This window comes from Oleidesulfovibrio vietnamensis, from assembly GCF_055388115.1.
The window spans coordinates 1,467,321-1,486,389 of sequence record NZ_AP042419.1 but is presented as its reverse complement, the minus strand read 5'-3'; the positions used below and the strand labels follow the sequence as shown (position 1 = coordinate 1,486,389).

General features: G+C 57.5%; 15 protein-coding genes and 1 pseudogene. 9 read left to right on the top strand and 7 right to left on the bottom strand.

Features of this window, described 5'->3' with window-relative positions:
* Positions 1 to 8: 8 nt before the first annotated feature.
* The gene (locus ACZ5D1_RS06470; RefSeq protein WP_011368244.1) at positions 9 to 1,370 is read right to left on the bottom strand and encodes a sodium-dependent transporter; all 1,362 of its coding nucleotides are present in this window, start codon (positions 1,368 to 1,370) and stop codon (positions 9 to 11) included.
* Positions 1,371 to 1,521: 151 nt separating this feature from the next.
* Positions 1,522 to 2,595, bottom strand: a complete 1,074-nt coding sequence (locus tag ACZ5D1_RS06465; RefSeq protein ID WP_011368245.1) for a DUF814 domain-containing protein — start codon at positions 2,593 to 2,595, stop codon at positions 1,522 to 1,524.
* 162 nt (positions 2,596 to 2,757) lie between these two features.
* Here ACZ5D1_RS06465 and recA point away from each other — a divergent pair, with 162 nt between their 5' ends.
* Both recA and alaS read left to right on the top strand, forming a co-directional pair.
* Entirely contained in the window at positions 2,758 to 3,813 is a 1,056-nt protein-coding gene (recA, locus tag ACZ5D1_RS06460) for a recombinase RecA (protein ID WP_011368246.1), read from the top strand.
* Between the two features lie 142 nt (positions 3,814 to 3,955).
* Entirely contained in the window at positions 3,956 to 6,598 is a 2,643-nt protein-coding gene (gene alaS, locus ACZ5D1_RS06455; RefSeq protein ID WP_464556287.1) for an alanine--tRNA ligase, read from the top strand.
* Positions 6,599 to 6,925: 327 nt separating this feature from the next.
* On the opposite strand, the gene ACZ5D1_RS06450 is transcribed toward alaS, so the two are convergent.
* Positions 6,926 to 7,129, bottom strand: coding sequence for a heavy-metal-associated domain-containing protein (locus ACZ5D1_RS06450; protein ID WP_011368248.1), 204 nt, complete (start codon positions 7,127 to 7,129; stop codon positions 6,926 to 6,928).
* 251 nt (positions 7,130 to 7,380) lie between these two features.
* Between ACZ5D1_RS06450 and ACZ5D1_RS06445 the strand changes: the two genes are divergently transcribed.
* The 7 genes and pseudogenes from ACZ5D1_RS06445 (at position 7,381) to ACZ5D1_RS06415 (ending at position 15,891) form a co-directional block, all read left to right on the top strand.
* Positions 7,381 to 7,671 (top strand): hypothetical protein, encoded by a 291-nt coding sequence (locus ACZ5D1_RS06445; protein ID WP_011368249.1) that lies wholly within the window; start codon positions 7,381 to 7,383, stop codon positions 7,669 to 7,671.
* A 92-nt stretch (positions 7,672 to 7,763) separates the two neighbouring features.
* Positions 7,764 to 9,158, top strand: a complete 1,395-nt coding sequence (miaB, locus tag ACZ5D1_RS06440) for a tRNA (N6-isopentenyl adenosine(37)-C2)-methylthiotransferase MiaB (protein ID WP_464556286.1) — start codon at positions 7,764 to 7,766, stop codon at positions 9,156 to 9,158.
* Entirely contained in the window at positions 9,152 to 9,703 is a 552-nt protein-coding gene (locus tag ACZ5D1_RS06435; RefSeq protein ID WP_464556285.1) for a bifunctional nuclease family protein, read from the top strand. Before miaB ends, ACZ5D1_RS06435 begins: the two co-directional genes overlap by 7 nt.
* A gap of 45 nt (positions 9,704 to 9,748) precedes the next feature.
* Entirely contained in the window at positions 9,749 to 10,402 is a 654-nt protein-coding gene (locus tag ACZ5D1_RS06430; RefSeq protein WP_464556283.1) for a histidinol phosphate phosphatase domain-containing protein, read from the top strand.
* A gap of 373 nt (positions 10,403 to 10,775) precedes the next feature.
* Positions 10,776 to 13,887: pseudogene (locus ACZ5D1_RS06425) on the top strand (efflux RND transporter permease subunit).
* A 125-nt stretch (positions 13,888 to 14,012) separates the two neighbouring features.
* The gene (locus tag ACZ5D1_RS06420) at positions 14,013 to 14,429 is read left to right on the top strand and encodes a hypothetical protein (protein WP_011368254.1); all 417 of its coding nucleotides are present in this window, start codon (positions 14,013 to 14,015) and stop codon (positions 14,427 to 14,429) included.
* Between the two features lie 274 nt (positions 14,430 to 14,703).
* Positions 14,704 to 15,891, top strand: a complete 1,188-nt coding sequence (locus ACZ5D1_RS06415; protein WP_464556282.1) for a response regulator — start codon at positions 14,704 to 14,706, stop codon at positions 15,889 to 15,891.
* A gap of 99 nt (positions 15,892 to 15,990) precedes the next feature.
* On the opposite strand, the gene phoU is transcribed toward ACZ5D1_RS06415, so the two are convergent.
* From phoU to ACZ5D1_RS06395, 4 genes are all read right to left on the bottom strand, one after another.
* On the bottom strand, positions 15,991 to 16,656 hold the full coding sequence (phoU, locus tag ACZ5D1_RS06410; RefSeq protein WP_027181231.1) for a phosphate signaling complex protein PhoU: 666 nt from the start codon (positions 16,654 to 16,656) through the stop codon (positions 15,991 to 15,993).
* A 12-nt stretch (positions 16,657 to 16,668) separates the two neighbouring features.
* Complete coding sequence (gene pstB, locus ACZ5D1_RS06405) at positions 16,669 to 17,430, bottom strand: phosphate ABC transporter ATP-binding protein PstB (protein WP_011368257.1); 762 nt, start codon at positions 17,428 to 17,430, stop codon at positions 16,669 to 16,671.
* Positions 17,431 to 17,449: 19 nt separating this feature from the next.
* Positions 17,450 to 18,139, bottom strand: coding sequence for a response regulator (locus ACZ5D1_RS06400; RefSeq protein WP_464556280.1), 690 nt, complete (start codon positions 18,137 to 18,139; stop codon positions 17,450 to 17,452).
* Between the two features lie 251 nt (positions 18,140 to 18,390).
* Complete coding sequence (locus tag ACZ5D1_RS06395; protein WP_011368259.1) at positions 18,391 to 18,996, bottom strand: 3'-5' exonuclease; 606 nt, start codon at positions 18,994 to 18,996, stop codon at positions 18,391 to 18,393.
* Positions 18,997 to 19,069 lie beyond the last annotated feature (73 nt).

Below are 19,069 nucleotides of genomic sequence, written 5' to 3'. Positions count from 1 at the left end.
CAGAACAATCAGCCCAGCTTGATAACACCCAGACCGTTGAGCATGACCAGCAGCACCAACACGGGGGTCACCCAGCGCACCAGCCGGAACACCACGGACACCACAGAGGTGTTGTGCAGTTCTCCGCTGTTGGAAAGCTCGTCCTGCATATTCTTTCTGCCCCACACCCAGCCGATGAAAACACAGATAAGCAGCCCGCCGGCGGGCAGCAGAATATTGGACGACAGGTAATCGTAAAAATCAAAAAAATTCATGCCGAACACGGTTACATCGGCCATGGTGCTGAACGACAGCGTGGCAGGTGCGCCCGTAACCGCCAGCAGCAGCGCGGTAAGCACCGTAGCCGTCTTGCGCGACCAGCCGAGGGCTTCTGTCAGAAAAGCCACCGGCACTTCCATAAGCGACAACATGGCCCCGATGGTCGCAATGCCCGTAAGCACAAAAAAAGCAACCATGAACAGCTGCCCCGCAGGCATGGCACTGAATACCGCAGGTATGGTCATGAACAGCAGTCCCGGCCCGGCCGCCGGTTCAAAGCCGAAGTTGAACACAGCGGGAAAAATGGCAATGCCCGCCAGCATGGAAACCATGAGGTCTGCCAGCATGACACGCGTTGTGGTGACGGGAATGTTGGCGTCGGCGCGGAAGTAGCTGCCGTAAGTCATCATGGTGCCCATGCCGATGGACAGCTTGAAAAATGCAAGCCCCATGGCCATCAGCACCACATTGCCGGTAATCTTGCTGAAATCGGGATTGAACAGAAAGGCAAGCCCTTCCGCCGCCTTGGGCAGCGTAAGCGAGCGCGCGCAGACAAGCAGCAGCATGACAAAAAGAATGGGCAGCAGTGTTTTGGTCGTTTTTTCTATACCTTTGCTCACCCCGCCGATGATGATGTAGCTGATGAGCACCAGAACCCCCCACTGCCACATCAGCGAAGACCACGGCGCGCTGACCATGGCCCCGAAAACCGCTTCGCCTGTTTTAGGGTCTGTGGCGTTCAGCACACCGGTGACAGACTTGACGATGTAAAAAAACACCCAGCCCACCACATTGGTATAAAAGGAAAGAATGACAAACGCGGCGATGCATCCGGAAAGCCCCACCAGCCACCACGGCGTGCCCGGGGCCAGCTTGCGGAATGTGCCCACGGCGTTGCTGCGCGCCCTGCGGCCCATCATTATCTCCGCAATCATGATAGGAAGCCCCACAACCAGTGTGGCTATGATGTAAAGCAGAAGAAACGAAGCGCCCCCGTTTTCTCCTGTCATATAGGGAAATTTCCAGATGTTCCCCAGCCCGACCGCAGACCCCAGAGTCGCAGCCAGCACCCCCAGCTTTGATGAAAAGCCGTCGCGTTGATTTGTTGCCATATTCCTTCACTCTCCTCGTAAAGATACCCCCGGACATACCGGCGGGTGAATTTTCCTAGTCGCAGACGCTGTACGTTTCAACTAATTTTTCCATAATCTTCCAAAAAACAAAAGCGGCACTCTCATCAAGTGCCGCATAAAACGTTCTTATTTATTCATCATATAGCTTTCTCGCGTCGGCTTTAATCTCTTCGCGCACTGCCAGCCACTGGTTTTCAGCCCATTCGGGGCCGGGCTGTCTGCTGGGCATGACAGTAAGCTGTCCCGAGCTGCCCGCGCACGAAAGTTCCACCTGCACCAGTTCACCGCTGCGCACCGCCCTGGGCGAAAAAGAAGCGACAAAAGAAGCGGCATGAGCCACTTCTTCCGGCGTCCACGGGTCATCGTCTATCTGCCGGCCCACAGCTACCGGACCGGGAAAACCGCAGACCTTGAACACAAGATCGCCCTTTCTGGCCAGTTTGCGCAGGCCCTCGTTATCCGCCTTGTTTCTGCCCACTGTCAGCCAGCGGTTTGCCGCCCAGTACTGCCGCCCCACGTTGGCCAGTTTAAAATCGCGGGCCTGCGGGTCGGGCAGACGGCTGAGCACAGGCCAGTAACGGCGTGCATTTTCCTTTTCCGCCAGCTTGCAGCCCCCGGCCGGAGTCGGTATTTCGGGCAACCGGTAGTGTTCCGCCAGCGCCATCTGTTCCTTGCGTCCCCTGCCCGATATGGACAGCAGGCGTGAACGGTCTATCCAGCCCCGTTCTTCCGCCTCGGTGGGGTCGAGACGCAGGGCGCATAAAGGCCGTACAAGAATATCGCGGACTTCCGCATCTCTGCGGATTACATTGAGGGTGTCCCGCCGCTGCGACATGGGCCGCTGGCCCACCACTTCGCCGGATATGATGAATCTGGCACCGTATTCCTGCAGCAGCGCGCGGGTACGGCGCATCATCAGTATCTTGCAGTCCACGCAGGGGTTCAGCACCTTGCCGTAACCATGAGCGGGCCGCCCGCGCATCATGGAGACAAAGTCATCACTCACGTCCACCACGGCTATGTCCAGCCCGTACATGGATTCCCAGCGGTTCACCTCTCTGGGTTTGCCGAAAAAAGGCGTTACAAAATGCAGGCATTTGACACGCAGTCCCTGTTCCTGCACAACCTTGACCGCAAGTATGGAGTCGAGCCCGCCCGACAGCAGGGCAAGGGCATCGTACTGTTGCTGTATATCGTCGCTCATCCCCTCCTCATAAAGACAGGGGGCGTTGTTGGCAACTGCTCACTTTTTCGCGCGCGGAATTCTGACCCTGATGCCGGACCGCCTGCGGACGTTGCCCAGCCGTCCGGCTTCTGGTATTGCCTTTGAGCCAGAAACACTTTTTCCGTTCACGGAGTCCCACTCATGTCGAAAAAAACCAGCCTCACTCCTGAGGAAATGCGCCGCGAGGCGCTGAACACCGCGCTGAGCACCATAGAACGCAAGTATGGCTCCGGCTCGGTAATGAAACTGTCAGACGACGCGCATACCAATGTGGCTGTCATTCCTTCCGGCTCCATAGGGCTTGACCTTGCTCTGGGAGTGGGCGGAATCCCACGCGGACGCGTTACCGAAATATATGGTCCCGAATCATCGGGTAAAACCACCCTTGCCCTGCACATGATCGCCGAATGCCAGAAACAGGGCGGCACGGCCGCGTTCATCGACGCAGAGCACGCGCTGGATATCAATTATGCCCGGCGGCTGGGCGTAAAAACCGACGAGATGCTCATCTCGCAGCCGGACTACGGCGAGCAGGCACTTGATATCGCCGACATGCTTGTGCGCTCCAACGCCGTGGACGTGGTGGTCATCGACTCCGTGGCGGCGCTTATTCCCCAGTCGGAACTTGAAGGCAACATGGGTGAAACGCAGGTGGGCTCGCAGGCGCGGCTTATGTCGCATGCCATGCGCAAACTCACCGGCACCATTCACAAATCACGCACATCTGTCATATTCATCAACCAGATCCGCATGAAAATCGGCACCATGGGGTATGGCAGCCCGGAAACGACCACCGGCGGCAATGCACTCAAATTCTACTGCTCGGTGCGTATAGACGTGCGCAAGATACAGACCCTGAAAGACAAGGAAGAAGTGTACGGCAACCGCGTGCGCGTAAAGATTGTCAAAAACAAGGTTGCACCGCCGTTCCGCGAAGCTCAGTTCGATATTCTGTACGGTCAGGGTGTTTCGCGCACAGGCGAGCTGATCGATCTGGGCGTGGAAACGGGCATTGTGGAAAAAAGCGGCGCGTGGTACGCATTCGGCTCGGAGCGTCTGGGACAGGGCAAAGAAAACGTCCGCCAGATGCTGCAGGAAAACACCACCCTGCGCGAGGCTATCGAACAGAAGCTCCTTGAGCATCTGGGCATGCGTGAGCCCGTGCAGAGCGCGGACGAGGCCGAAAAACAGGACTGATGACAGCATCGCACCACGCCACGGCGCAGGTGCTGTGCTTTTCTGTTTGTGTTGTATAAAGTCTCTGCCGCCCCGAAAGGGGCGGCTTTTTTGAACACACGGACTGTCGCGCACGATACCATACTGGACAGGAGAGGAAACTGTGATCACTGCCAACGAAATCAGGCACCGCTTTCTTGAATTTTTCCGGAAGAACGGCCACGAGGTCGTGGATTCTTCGTCGCTTGTGCCCAACGACGACCCCACACTGCTGTTCACCAATGCGGGCATGGTGCAGTTCAAAAAGATTTTTCTGGGGCAGGAAAAACGCGCATACAGCCGCGCGACCACATCGCAGAAGTGTCTGCGTGTGGGCGGCAAGCACAACGACCTTGAAAACGTGGGCCGCACCGCGCGCCACCACACGTTCTTTGAAATGCTGGGCAACTTTTCCTTCGGCGACTACTTCAAGGAAGACGCCATACGCTTCGCATGGTCGTTCATTACCGAAGAACTGAAGCTGCCCAAGGAAAAGCTGTACATCACCATATACCGGGACGACGACGAAGCCGAAAAACTGTGGCAGAGCGTTGCCGGTGTGCCGTCCGAACGCATCTACCGGCTGGGCGAAAAAGACAACTTCTGGTCCATGGGCGACACGGGTCCCTGCGGGCCCTGCTCCGAAATTCATATTGATCAGGGTGCCGACATGGCCTGCGGGCCGGACTGCGGCATAGGCAAATGCGACTGTGACCGTTTTCTTGAAATATGGAACCTGGTGTTCATGCAGTACGATCAGGCCCCTGACGGCACCCGCACACCGCTGCCCAACCCCTGCATCGATACCGGCATGGGACTGGAACGCATAGCGGCTGTCTGCCAGAATGTGCGCTCCAACTTCGACTGCGATCTCTTTCAGGCGTTCATCAATTACACGGCCGAACTGGCAGGTGTATCCTACCGCAAAGATTCGGAAGACACCGACACGGCTCTGCGCGTCATCGCCGACCACAGCCGCGCCATCGCCTTTATGATTGCCGACGGCATTCTGCCGTCCAACGAGGGCCGCGGCTATGTGCTGCGCCGTCTTATCCGGCGTGCCTACCGTTTCGGCAGACTTATCGGGCTGGAAGGTTCGTATCTGTACAAAACGGCGCTCAAGGTTGTGGAGGAAATGGGCGGAGCCTTCCCCGAACTGCTTGAAAACAAAGACTTCATGGCCCGCGTGGTGCGTGAAGAAGAAGAACGCTTCAACAAAACGCTGGATAAAGGCCTGCTGCTGCTTGAGGACGAACTGTCTGCACTGACTGCCCGCAACAGCACCTGCGTTGCCGGCGATGTGGCGTTCAAGCTGTACGACACCTTCGGATTCCCGCTTGATATCGTTAATGATATCGCTGAAAAACGCGGTTTCTCCGTTGACGAGGACGGCTTTAAGAAACTGATGCAGGAGCAGAAAAGCCGGGCCAAGGCCGCATGGAAAGGCGGCGGCGAGCAGACTCTGGCAGCCCGTTTTCAGGCCCTGCTGGAAGAAGGCATCGCATCGGAATTTGTGGGCTATGACCATCTGTCAGCCGAAAGCCGCATCATCGCGCTGCTCGGCGAAGACATGGAGTCCGTCGAAGCCCTGCCTGCAGGTGCCGCAGGCTATCTGGTATCCACCCGCACGCCCTTCTACGGAGAATCGGGCGGCCAGCTGGGTGATACCGGCGACGCAGTTTCCGAAACCGGATCGGCTGAAGTGACTGACACTCTGAAGCCCTCTGCCAAACTGCTGGTGCACGTGGTCAAAGTATCTCAGGGCCAACTGCTGCGCGATCAGGCCGTTACCCTTACCGTACGCGAAGGGCAGCGCTTTGCCTCTGCGCGCAACCACACCTGCACCCACATCCTGCACGCCGCCCTGCGCAAGGTGCTGGGCGACCACGTCAAACAGGCCGGTTCGCTGGTCGGCCCGGAAAGACTGCGTTTCGACTTTACGCATATCAGTGCCATGACGCCTGAAGAAATTCTTGCCGTGGAAAACGAAGTCAACCGCGTCATTCTGTCCGATATAGCTCTCAACTCCGAACACATGGCCTATGACGACGCCGTACAGAAAGGCGCCATGGCCCTCTTCGGCGAAAAATACGAATCGGAAGTGCGTGTGGTTTCCATTCCCGGTGAATCTGTGGAACTGTGCGGCGGAACGCATCTGCGCGCCACCGGACAGGCAGGGTCTTTCTACATCACCTCCGAATCAGGAGTGGCCGCCGGTGTACGTCGCATCGAAGCCGTCACCGGATGGGATGCCGTACGGCTGTTCATGCGGCAGCGCGCTGAACTGCACGAAGTGGCAGGTCTGGTGAAAGGAAAGCCCGGCGACATTGCAGGACGTGTAAAAACACTGCAAAAAGAAGTACGTACCCTGAAAAAGGATATGGAAAAGCTGGCTGCGCAGGCTGCTTCGGGCAAGGGCCGCAATCTGATGGACAGCGTGGAGGAAGTGAACGGCGTAAAACTGCTGGCTGCCTCGCTGCCGGGTGCCAACGTGAAAGCCCTGCGCGAAGTCATGGACGATGTCCGTTCAAAAATGACCTCCGGCGTGGCATGTCTTGTGGCCGTAGATGGCGATAAGGTGCACATGCTCATTGCCGTAAGCAAAGACCTGCACGACCGGTTCACCGCACCGGCGCTTATCAAGGACGTGGCAGCCAGAATAGGCGGTTCCGGCGGCGGGCGCCCCGATATGGCTCAGGCCGGCGGCACCGACCCTCAGGGGGTTGAAGACGCATTTGCCTGCCTCAGGCAGATCATGGGAGCCTGATCTCTGCGGCGTCCACTGCTGCCCGCCGGCAACAGAGGATGAATGAAAAGCAAGGCCCGCCGCAAGGCGGGCCTTTTTACTGCGCAGGTCCAGACAGCATCGCAGTCCCCGCATAAGCCGCAAAACAGGCTTTTGTTCCGGCAGATGCAGCGTGGTGTGAAAACCCGTCTCCGGCTCATGCGCCCTCCGGCATTCCGGCACAGCCGCTGATGCCGCGTCCGCATCCTGCGCCGCATGTGCCGCATGTGCCGGGAACCGGTGCCGGCGCACAAAAAAAGAGCCTCCGCACGGGCAGAGGCTCCTGTAGTCGGTCTGCCGACAGCGGGGCTAGTCTTCTTCCACTTCGTAACCGGCCTTGCGCACCTGCTCTTTTACAAGTGACATGTCCACGCACTCTGCGGGGCCGTAAGTGATTTCACCGGTGGCAAGGTTGATGTGAACATCTTCCACGCCGTCCACAGTTTCAATGGACTTGGTCAGGGTAGCAGCGCAGTCGGGTGTCTGCATGCCGCGGACTTTCATTTTTTTCATTGCCAACCTCCGGAATTATTCAAAACCATACCGCGCAAGTATGGCATAGCCTGCAGGTGCCCACAAGAACAAAACAAACAGCGCGGACACCGCTTCCGGGTCCGCCCTGTGCAGACTGCCGGTGCAGACTGCCGCCGCAGCCTTCCTTGCGCACCTGTCCGTTATGACTTATCTGTGTGCCAGACACGGCAGCAGCGGCACCGGCCCTGCCGCCCCCGGACAAACAACAACATCAGGTGACATCATACCTCATGATTCATTTTTCCTTTACCGATTTAGGCTATGTCTACATGCTGCTTATCTGGCTTATCGCCCCGGCCATCGGCATATACCATGCCCGCAAAAAAAATCTGAATCCCTATTTCTGGGGTTTCATGTGCTTTATCATCCCGCTGTGCGTCTTTGCGGTGGTGGGCATACGGGCAGCCGGCGAACCGGTGCCCGCCATGTTCCGGGAAGAAGACCCCGCGGCGCAGGAAGACGGACAGCAGGCAGAGCCTCCCTCCGTCCCTGAAAAAAACGGAACCGCTTCCCGCAGCTGAGTCTGCTCCTTCCGTGTTGCCCTGTTTTTCCACGGTGCGCCCGCTGTTGCCGCGCGCACTGTTTTTTATGAATCTATCGTACCCCGAATGCCATGCATGAAAGAACTTTCCATATAATGACCTTTGGCTGCCAGATGAACGTCAACGATTCCGACTGGCTGGCGCGTGCCCTGGAAGCCCGCGGCTTTACACAGGTTCCGGAACATGAGGCCGCCATATACATCATCAACACCTGTTCAGTCCGCGACAAACCGGAACAGAAAGTCTATTCACTGCTCGGACGCATACGCAGAGAAACAAAAAACAGACGGAATGTGACCGTATGTGTGGGCGGCTGCGTGGCGCAGCAGATAGGCAAAGGCTTTTTCAAGCGGTTCAGTCAGGTCCGGCTGGTATTCGGCACCGACGGGGCAGCCAGCGCGCCGCAGGCCATCGAACGGCTGGTGCAGGAACCGCACGCCCGCATCAGCCTGCTGGATTTTTCCGAAGAATTTCCCGAACGCGATGCAGGGTGGGAAAACGGCGAAGTACCTGTCTCCGCGTATGTCAATATTATGCAGGGGTGCAACAACTTCTGCGCATACTGCATTGTGCCCTACACCCGCGGCAGGCAGAAATCGCGCAGTTCGGCCGCCGTGCTGGACGAATGCAGAACGCTGGTCGGCAACGGAGCGCGGGAAATCACCCTGCTGGGGCAGAACGTTAATTCCTACGGGCTTGATCCGCACGGCGACGGGACAACGTTTGCCCGGCTGCTGCATGACGTGGCTGCCATACCCGGTCTTGAAAGGCTGCGTTTCATGACTCCGCATCCCAAAGACATAGCCGGTGAAGTCATTGAAGCCTTCGGAGCGCTGAAAAATCTCTGCCCCAGAGTACACCTGCCGCTGCAGTCCGGTTCTGACAGAGTGCTCAAAGCCATGGGCCGCAAATACGACATGGCCCGCTACATGGACATTGTTACCCGTCTGAAAGCGGTCCGCCCCGACATTCAGATAACCAGCGACCTCATAGTCGGTTTTCCGGGCGAAACGGAAGCAGATTTTGAACAGACGCTGGATGCCATGCGCACCGTGCCCTTTGTTCAGAGCTTTTCATTCATCTATTCCGACAGGCCCGGCACACGGGCTGAGATGCTGCCCGGCAAGCTTTCGCGCGAAGAAAAAACCGCACGGCTTGTCAGGCTGCAGGAAGTGCAGAATGAATACAGTGAAGCAGCGCTGCAGGCTATGGTCGGCAAAACAGTCATGGTGCTGTTTGAAAGCCCCAGCCCCAAAAGTGCAGCCGGTTCCGGTACGGACGCACAGAATGCAGCGGAAGAATCGGGCCGGACGGCATCCTCATGGCAGGGACGGGACGAGCACGGCTTTATACTGAACGTACACCTGCCCGCACCCGCAGACCTGTACGGCAAAATAATGCCCGTCACAGTGACCGCCGCACGCAAACACTCGCTGACGGGCGAACCCGCGGGGGAATCATGCTGATTGAAATGAAAGTTCTGGGCCTGTCGCTGGACGAGACCAGCAAAGCCCCCATACTCATCCTGCAGCAGAAGGACGGCAAGGATGTCCTGCCCATCTGGGTGGGCGCCATGGAGGCCATGGCCATATCCATAGCCCTCAACGAGGAGGAAACGCCCCGTCCGCTCACACACGATCTCATGCTGTCCACGCTGTCTTCGCTGGGTGCCCGCCTTGTTTCCGTCAATGTGACCGGACTGCGGGAAGGAACCTACTACGCGGAACTGGAGATCACCTGCGGCAGCACCCTTTCCAGAGTGGACTCGCGCCCGTCCGATGCGGTGGCGCTGGCTCTGCGCGCCGGAGCCCCCATCCGCGTAAGTGATGAAGTGCTGCGGCTGGCCGAAGAGTCGCGCCTTAAACCGTCTCAGGGCGATCCCGCCCTGCTGCGCAGACCCGCTGACGCCGCTGCTTCTTTTCTCCGCCCCGAAGAAGCGGAAAAACAGTCCGACGAAGAACTGGAAGAGCTGCTGCGCAAACTGGACCCCGTCACAAGATATAAAATGTGACCGGAGACCTTCCGGCACCGCCGGTATTCACCACAAGGACGTACGATGATAGAACTGCGAGTCTGCTCTTCTCTGAGCCGGGGAAGCATGTCTCCGGCACAGGCCGCACGCATGGGGCGCTTGGCCGGACTGCGCGCCATGGTACTGACCGAACAGGTGGATTCCGTCACCATGACGGCCACTCTGGCACAGCTGGTGCCCGCAGTACGCCGGCTGTCTCTTTTCGGCGGCATAGAAGTTATCGCCGGTTGCGAAATAGCCCACATGCCTCCCGCGCTGATTCCCGACGCGGTGCAGGAGGCCCGCTCGCTGGGCGCACGGTTTGTATCTGTGCTGGGGCAGTACCTCGGGTCGTACGCGGAAGAAGGTACTAATCTGGCAGCCATCGGCGCAGGCTGCGACCTGCTGGCCGCCCCCGGCCTGATAAGTGAGGAAGAAGCCGCCTTTGCGGCCGAACGCGGCACGATGCTGGATATCACCGCCTGCGGTACGCAGGCTCTGGCCAACGGACATGTCGCCGTTGCGGCACGCGCCGCAGGTGCACCCGTTGCCGTCACGGGCGGCGTATGCGAGCCGTCGCAGTTCATCAATGCCGACCTGCGGCGCGCCGTGGCTCTGGGCGCGGGAATGACTCCGCAGGAATATGCAGAGACGCGCAGCCGCACCGGCGCGCTGCTCTCCGGACTGCTGCGTTCATAGCAGCTGACCGGCATTACCCTTCTGCCGGCCGCATACGACATGCGCCACCCAAACCTATTTTCCGGACGGCCTGCAAACCCTGCCCCCTCTGCTCCGGCGTCCGGTCATGCCGCCACAGCCGTCCTCTTGCCTGTCCTTAAACCTTGTCTCCGCATGCCCGCAGGTCCGGCCCGCGGGGGCTCCCGCAGCATCTCACCTGTTATAAATGCCCTCCGCGCGCAATTTGCGCATACTTGCACGCAGCAAAACTGCAACCTGCGCATGTGCCGCCCTCAGGCACAGCACCACCGTTTCCCTTTATTTCACACTGCCATTCATGTATGAATGCCATGTTTTTCACTCTTGCACCCCAACCCTGACCAGCGGACGCACCATGGACTTCTTACAATTTTCCATTCGCAAGCCTGTCTCCATTCTTGTGGGGGTCATTCTCATTGCGCTTTTCGGCACACTCGGACTGCTGGGCATGCCGTACCAGCTCAGCCCCACGGTAACCGAACCCGAAATAACCGTGCGAACCACATGGACAGGCGCCACGCCCTACGAAGTGGAACGTGATGTACTGGAAGAGCAGGAAAAAGCCCTCAAAGGGCTTACGGGGCTGCTGGTCATGGAAAGCACGGCTTCCAACGGACGGGGTGAAATCACGCTGCGCTTTGCTGTGGGAACCAACCTTGACGATGCAGTGCTGCGCGTATCCAACAAACTCGACGAAGTACCTTCATACCCCGACAACGTGGACCGTCCTGTCATCTCTGCCACAGGCGCCTCATCTTCGCCCATCGTCTGGATGGTGCTCAAGGCGCTGCCGGACAATCCGCGCTCGGTGGAAACATACCGCACTTTTTTTGAAGACGAGGTAAGGCAGGATCTGGAACGCGTCAAAGGCGTGGCCGAACTGATGGTTTACGGCGGCACCGAACGTGAAATGCAGGTGATGATAGACCCTTCCCGGCTGGCCGCGCACGGTCTGACCATAAATGACCTGCGCCGCGTACTGGAAGCTGAAAACGTCAACATATCGGCAGGCAATCTGGATGTGGGGCGCCGTGCCTACCGCATCCGCACTGTGGGCAATTTTTCTTCGCCCGACGATATCGAGCAGGTTGTCATCCAGTCCACCGGACAGAACAGGATACGGGTGGGCGACGTGGCCAGAGTCAGCTTCGGGTATGCAAAGCGCACGGTGTCCATCCAGCACAACGGCGATGCCGGTATCGTATGCGGCATCAAGGCCGAGCCGGGCGCAAACGTGCTGGACGTGACCAACGACACCGAAGCTGTCGTAAACGCTCTCAATGACGGTATTCTCAAAGAAAACGGCCTTTTCTTTGAATGGTCTTCCGACCAGCGCCCCTACATCAACGGCGCCATCGATCTGGTGAAACAGAACATCATCATAGGCGGTGTGCTGGCTGTATGCGTGCTGCTGGTGTTCCTGCAATCGGTATCATCCACCGTCATTGTGGCCGTAGCCATACCCATATCTGTTGTCGGCACATTCATTTTCATGAATCTGTTCGGCCGCAACCTCAACGTTGTCAGTCTGGCGGGCATTTCATTCGCGGTGGGCATGCTGGTGGATAACGCCATCGTGGTGCTGGAAAACATCGACAGGCACAGAAGCATGGGCAAGTCTCCCTATAAGGCCGCCTACGAAGGCACACGCGAAGTGTGGGGGGGCGGTACTTGCATCCACGCTGACCACGGTGGCGGTGTTTCTGCCCGTGGTCTTCATAGAACAGGAAGCAGGCCAGCTTTTCAAGGACATCGCCATCGCCGTCACCTGCGCCATCATTCTGTCACTGTTTGTTTCCATATCTGTCATCCCCATGCTGGCAAACCTCTTTTTTTCCTTTGCCCGCAAAAAAGGCCCCAGAAAAGGCATAGCAGCCGTCAATGCCGCAGGCAGAGGTTTTTCCGCTGTCATGATGGGCATTGTGCGCATGGCCCTGCGTAATGCGCTGACCAAATCGGTAACTATTCTGCTGCTTACAACCCTCTCGGTAGGGTCGGCAGTGCTCTTTTTTCCCAAAATGGAATACCTGCCGCAAGGCAACAGAAACCTTGTGCTTTCCATTCTCATACCGCCGCCAGGCCTTTCCATGGAAGAACGGCAGGACATCGGCCAGTACATCTACGCGCAGGCACAGCCCCATGTGCAGCAGGACACGGGAGGCATTCCCGCCATCGACAACCTGTTTTACGTGGGTGCGCCTGATTTCATGATGTTCGGTGCCACCAGCATGTACGAACAACGCGCCGGCGAGCTGGTGCCGTTGTTCAGCCGCATCATGAATTCTATTCCGGGCATGTTCGGCGTCAGCCTGCAGGCGGGTATTTTTCAGACTTCGCTGGGTAAGGGCAGAACCATTGAAGTGGACCTGCGGGCCGCAGACCTTGACCAGCTGGTGGCCGGTGCGGGGGCGCTTTTCGGCACGCTGATGGCCGAAATTCCCGGCGCCCAGATACGCCCGCTGCCTTCGCTGGAGCTGCTGTTTCCCGAAGTGCGCCTGATCCCCGACCGCGAACGGCTGCGTGCCGCTGGCATGAGTGCCGAAGATCTGGGCATTGCCGTAGACGTGCTGATGGACGGCAGAAAAATCAGCGAGTTCAAAGAAGAAGGCAAAAAGAAAATCGATCTTGTGCTCAAAACCGATGATACGGCGCTGAGCACCCCGGAGGCCGTATACAAAGCGCTGGTGGCAACACCGGCCGGCGGTACGGTGCCGGTTTCTTCACTGGCGCTGCTGGAACGTACCTACGGCATAACCCAGATACGGCATCTGGAACGCCAGCGTACCGTCACCCTGCAGGTGACGCCCCCGAAAGACGTACCGTTGCAGCAGGCCATGGAACAGATAGAAAACGACATCATTCCTAAACTGGAAAAAGGCCCCCTTGCCGGAATCAAATCGTCCATATCCGGTGCCGCAGACAAACTGACCCAGACCCGCAACGCCCTGCAATGGAACTTTCTGCTGGCGCTGGTTATCACCTACCTGCTGATGGCGGCTCTTTTCGGCAACTTTGTCTACCCGCTGCTCATCATGTTCACTGTTCCGCTGGCCGCAGCCGGCGGTATCATCGGGCTGCGTCTTGAAAACCTGCTGGTAGCCCCGCAACCCATGGACGTACTGACCATGCTCGGATTCATCATTCTTATCGGGGTGGTGGTCAACAACGCCATTCTCATCGTCCATCAGTCGCTGAACAATATCCGCGAACTGGGCATGGACCCGCAGCAGGCCATACGCGAATCCGTACGCACCCGCCTGCGGCCCATTTTCATGAGCGCGACCACCTCGCTTTTCGGCATGCTGCCGCTGGTGGTTGCGCCCGGTCCCGGGTCCGAACTCTACCGCGGTCTGGGTGCCGTAGTGCTGGGCGGGCTTGCCATTTCCACTCTGTTCACCGTGTTCGTGGTGCCTGCCCTGCTTTCTTTCTTCATCGGCATGGAAAAAACACTACCGAGGTACGAATAGCACGAAAACAGCCTCAACCCGTTTTTCCCGTACAGCAGCTCTAAAGAAAATCTGCCGGCTGCCGATTGCATAGGGTGTGGTAAAGCGCGTAACAGTCCGCACACGGACTACTGCGGAGTACACTCATGCTCGATTATTACCGTTTTAAACAGGTTCATGAACTGTATCTGAAAGGCCGCCCCGAAGAGGCGAAAAGCCTGCTGCAGGAACTGCAGACCAGCTATGTGGCGGCATGTGACGAAAACACGATGCTGAAAGCTCAGGTGCAGGAATACGAAGATATTTTATATATTTCTAAAAATCTCGTATTTGACGGTGCCAGCTACTGGCTGCAGACAGGCAGTATACGGCAGGGGCCGTTCTGCCCGGAATGTTATAACAAGGACGGCCTGCTGGTCAGGCTGGCCGAACAGGGCGGAGAGTGGCGCTGCCACCAGTGCGCATCAAATTTCGGCTACGAACGCACACTGAACCGCCAGCCGGAACGACCCGCCGTTGCGATGAGCCAGCGTATCGCCAAGGTCATTCCGTTGTACAAATAGGCTCGGATTGCGGGAGGGGATGATGACGACCATCAACCCGGGGGATCGCATATGTCATTCGAGCGCCTGTATATCGCCACAGGCTTGTTCTCCATACTGGCACTGGTATCTCTTGCCTGCAAGGTATGGGGATGACCCGAAGTCCCGACCGCCCGCTTTGCGGGCGGTTTTCTTTGTACAAGGCTAAAGCCGCCGCAGCTTCAGCCGATATGATTGTCAGTAACGGCCGCTCTTCTCTCCCCCTTGCGGGCGGCACGGCAACAGGCTGACCATCATGAATGAATCTACGGCGCGTACGGCGCCTGCATTTTCCGCTTCTTCCGGCAACGGGTTTGCGGCACTGGCCGTTTCTGCCAGCACCGGTGTTCTGTCGCTGGACAAAGCCTCGCTGCGCAGCTGCGGCATACGCACAGTGCACACGTTCAGTTCCGGTGTGCAGGCCGCGCAGTGGCTGGATACCGAAAGCACACGGCACAGTCAGACCCACTGGGCCGGTGTGGATGTCATCCTGTGTGACGACACCCTGCAGGATATGTCCGGTCTTGAATTCAACGCCATACTGTCAAGACACCCCCTGCTGCAACGTATCCCTGTCATTCTGCTCAGCGCCTCCGCCACGCGGGCATCGGTTGCCCGGGCACTGCAAAGCGGCTGCTGCGGCATGCTGCTGCGGCCCTATACCATGGAACGCTTTGCAGCCCAGATGCAGCGTGCCCGTACCATCATGCGCAGAAACACCGCCGCCGCCCTGCTGATGCACACAGGCGAACAGACGCTGGACAAAAAACAGTTCGACGAAGCGCTGGCCGCATTTACCAGCGTACTGACGGCGCGCGGCGAACCGGATGATGAGTATTTTGCCAGAGGCATGGAATACCTTTCCGAACAAAGGTACGACGCGGCACTGAAAGCTTTCGGCCATGCCGCCCGCATCAACATGCTGCACGCCGAAGCCCTGAACGGCATGGCCCGCTGCTGGAAAGCCAAGGGTAATACCGACAACTATCTGCGATGTCTCAAACTTGCCGGAGAAGCCCACCTGCGATGTGAACGGTTCCGCGAAGCCCGCGCGGTATTTGCCGAACTGATGCAGGTGAGCGGCACAGAAGCCAACCCTATGCTCCAGAGTGCCGCGGCACTGGTGCGTGAGGGCAGACTGTCAGTGGCCGCGGGGGCGTTTCTGCACGGTTCGCTGCTATCGCCCGAAATCCCGCTGCACGAAAGCGTGGCAAGGGCCTGTCAGTTCACTTCGTGCCCGCAAAGCGCCATGGAACAGATATGCTGCGCCATTGAAACCATTGCAGGACCTTCGCGTGCAGAACCGCTGCGTAAAAGGCTGCTGGCGCCCGCTCCGCAGCGGCACGACTCTGCGCCCCGCAGCGAAAGCCACTTTCCCCGCCTGGAAGAAATTGTGGCAGTGGCACGGCACACCATACGCCTGTACAGGCAGTCCGCGGCCTAGGCCCCATAGCAAAAGACGCCGACCCTCAGGGCCGGCGCCTTCATAACCTCACCGGGCCGTTAGGAATGCGCTCTGCGCATCCCGTCTGTATGGCTGCGATTACTCAAAAAACCGGTGCTTGATGTTCTGGCCGTCCACAATAAACACAACGGCTTCGGCAATATTGGTGGAAAGATCGCCCACGCGTTCCAGCGCACGCGAAACAAGAATGGTATGCACAGCCCGTTCAACCGCGGGGCTTTCTTTCGACATATAATCCATAAGCGCCTTGAGCAGGTCGACCTCCAGCGCGTTGCACTTCAGATCCATCCTGCACACTTCAAAAGCCGTCTCAACGTTGCTGTCACGGAAACACGCCAGCGCATGGGCAAACATGTTTCCCGCCACATCGGCAAGCTCTGTCAGCTTCTCACTGAACGGCAACGGCGGGCGCGATGCCAGAAACATTGCCTTTTCCGCTATATTCACGGCTTCATCGCCTACACGCTCCAGATTGATGCTGACCCGCTGTATACCCACCACAGTCCGCAGGTCCACAGCCATGGGCTGTTCCAGCGCAAGCAGTTTCAGGCTCAGATCATCAATCTCGCATTCCATCATATTGATATCGCGGTCATGATCAATGACATACTGCGCCAGCTCATAATCGCGCTGGTGAAGCGCCTTGACGGCAGTTTCGAGGTTCCGCTGGGTATATGCCGCCATCTCAAGCAGCTTGACGCGCAGAGTGGCCAGTTCCTGATGAAAATGTGTTGCCTTGGGCATAAGGTGCTCCTGCTAGCCGAAGCGCCCGGTTATGTAGTCTTCGGTCTGTTTGTTGCCGGGCCGCGTAAACATCACTTCGGTGTCGCCCGTTTCGATGAGACGGCCCATGTAGAAAAACGCGGTCACATCTGACACGCGCGCTGCCTGCTGCATGCTGTGGGTCACAATAATTATCGTGTACTTCTGCTTGAGCGTGTGAATAAGCTCTTCGATTTTCTGCGTGGCTATGGGATCAAGAGCGGATGCAGGCTCGTCCATAAGCAGCACTTCCGGCTCCACGGCAAGCGCACGGGCAATACACAACCGCTGCTGCTGCCCGCCGGAAAGTCCCAGTGCCGAATCATGCAGCCTGTCTTTCACTTCATCCCATAGCGCCGCATGGCGCAGGCTTTCTTCCACCTTATCTTCAAGACAGTTTTTATCTTTAACCCCGTTCACCCGCAGACCGTAGGCCACATTTTCGTAAATGGACTTGGGAAAGGGGTTGGGTTTCTGAAACACCATGCCCACACGCCGACGCAATTCCACCACATCAACCTGCGGATCATAAATATTGTCATTATCGAGGCATATCTCACCCTCGACCCGCGAAATGGGAATAAGATCATTCATCCTGTTAAGACAGCGCAGGAACGTGCTTTTGCCACAACCGGAAGGCCCTATGAGCGCCGTCACCTGATTGTTGCTGAATTCCAGACTGATGTCGTGCAGGGCCTGAAAATCTCCGTAAAAGAAGTCCAGTCCCTTTGAATGCATCTTTGTCAAGCTTGCCATGTGCTTACCGTCACTCCGGTTATTCTCTGAAGCGATACCCAACGCCGCGTATGGTTTCGATATACCCGGCATAGTCGCCTATTTTCTGGCGCAGCCTGCGCACGTGGGTATCCACAGTGCGGGCATAACCTTCAAATTCATATCCCCAGACCGTGTTCAGCAGCTGGTCGCGGGTCCGCACGCGTCCCCTGTTGCGTACCAGCTCGAAAAGCAGCTTGAACTCGGTGGCGGTCAGGGTCACCTCATCGCCGTCAATCTCCACCCGGTGGGCTTCGGTATCCAGACTCAGCCCGTTCACCCGCCAGCGGGTCCGTTCTTCCTGCTCGGTAAACGGCGCCCCGCGCTTAAGCACCGCCTTGATGCGCAGCACAAGCTCGCGGGGACTGAACGGCTTGACGACATAATCATCAGCGCCCAGCTCCAGCCCTACGATGCGGTCTACCTCTTCGCCCCGCGCCGTCAGCATAATAACGGGCGTTTCCTGCGTTTCAGGCATTCTTTTCAGATCCTTGCAGACATCAAGTCCGTTCATGCCGGGCAACATCAGGTCCAGCACCACAAGATCCGGTTTCTCACGCATCGCCAGCTCCAGTCCGGTTTTTCCGTCCATGGCGGAAAACACCTCGAAGCCTGCGGACTCCAGCGTAAATGTGAGCAGCTGGAGGATATCCCCGTCGTCCTCGACGACGAGCAAGCGATCCTTCGCCATATCGTTCAAGCCTCCGGTTAGTTACGGAATGCCTTACAACATCCCAGAGTGACAACTTGATGGGCACATGGTTACAATCACGTTACGCCGGAGCAGCATACTGCAATGATTGTATAAAAATATTTTATTCTTGCACGACGGTAACATGTTGTAACAAACAACCGGCCCTGCCCGCCATGAAAAACGACAGCCGCTCCGGAGTACCCGAAGCGGCTGTCGTTTTTCGTGCGCAGTACGAAAACAGAATATCGTTAAAATGAAACAAGTCCCAGTTCGCGCATCCGCAGGTGGATTTCGCGGCTTACCCAGGCATCTGTGGCGGCGTAACTTATCTGTTGCCTGGACAGTTCCAGATTACTCCAGTTTGAACACTGGGCAGCTTTGGAAATGCGAAATTCAAGCAGATTTGCCGCAAGGTTACGCAATCCGTGAGTTTCCATGCCCAGTTCACGCGCCACCTCGCCCAGATCGACCACTGCGGCGTCTTCAAAACAGGCCAGTTTTTTCAAATCCTTGATGTCGTCACGCACCGCAACACCGGTCTTCACGATATGCGGAGACGACAATACGTCCTGTATGCCTTCACTGAAGGCCACCCAACCAAGATGGATAAGATAGACCATATCCCGCGCCGCAAACTGGATAAGCGAAGGCAGATTCATCTTGCCCTTGCGGAACGTGGGACGGGTCTCTGTGTCAAATCCGATCAATTCTTCAGAATGCAGCGCCCGCAGCGCCGCTTCCAGCTCGTCTTCTGTACGCACAAGCGTAACAGGACCGGTATACCGCCGGAGAGGCAGTGAATTGATCTCATCCTTACTGAATTTTTTTGTATACTTTTCTGGAATATTCTTCATTGAGCAGGGTCCGGTAAGTCGTGGCCGGAAGAAGCCGGCGGCGTTCTAATACATGAAGCGCCCCCCTTCCGTA

Coding starts and splice junctions, on each gene's coding strand:
- ACZ5D1_RS06470 (WP_011368244.1), bottom strand. CDS start 1,370: ATGGCAACAAATCAACGCGACGGCTTTTCATCAAAGCTGGGGGTGCTG.
- ACZ5D1_RS06465 (WP_011368245.1), bottom strand. CDS start 2,595: ATGAGCGACGATATACAGCAACAGTACGATGCCCTTGCCCTGCTGTCG.
- recA (WP_011368246.1), top strand. CDS start 2,758: ATGTCGAAAAAAACCAGCCTCACTCCTGAGGAAATGCGCCGCGAGGCG.
- ACZ5D1_RS06450 (WP_011368248.1), bottom strand. CDS start 7,129: ATGAAAAAAATGAAAGTCCGCGGCATGCAGACACCCGACTGCGCTGCT.
- ACZ5D1_RS06445 (WP_011368249.1), top strand. CDS start 7,381: ATGATTCATTTTTCCTTTACCGATTTAGGCTATGTCTACATGCTGCTT.
- miaB (WP_464556286.1), top strand. CDS start 7,764: ATGCATGAAAGAACTTTCCATATAATGACCTTTGGCTGCCAGATGAAC.
- ACZ5D1_RS06435 (WP_464556285.1), top strand. CDS start 9,152: ATGCTGATTGAAATGAAAGTTCTGGGCCTGTCGCTGGACGAGACCAGC.
- ACZ5D1_RS06430 (WP_464556283.1), top strand. CDS start 9,749: ATGATAGAACTGCGAGTCTGCTCTTCTCTGAGCCGGGGAAGCATGTCT.
- ACZ5D1_RS06420 (WP_011368254.1), top strand. CDS start 14,013: ATGCTCGATTATTACCGTTTTAAACAGGTTCATGAACTGTATCTGAAA.
- ACZ5D1_RS06415 (WP_464556282.1), top strand. CDS start 14,704: ATGAATGAATCTACGGCGCGTACGGCGCCTGCATTTTCCGCTTCTTCC.
- phoU (WP_027181231.1), bottom strand. CDS start 16,656: ATGCCCAAGGCAACACATTTTCATCAGGAACTGGCCACTCTGCGCGTC.
- pstB (WP_011368257.1), bottom strand. CDS start 17,430: ATGGCAAGCTTGACAAAGATGCATTCAAAGGGACTGGACTTCTTTTAC.
- ACZ5D1_RS06400 (WP_464556280.1), bottom strand. CDS start 18,139: ATGGCGAAGGATCGCTTGCTCGTCGTCGAGGACGACGGGGATATCCTC.
- ACZ5D1_RS06395 (WP_011368259.1), bottom strand. CDS start 18,996: ATGAAGAATATTCCAGAAAAGTATACAAAAAAATTCAGTAAGGATGAG.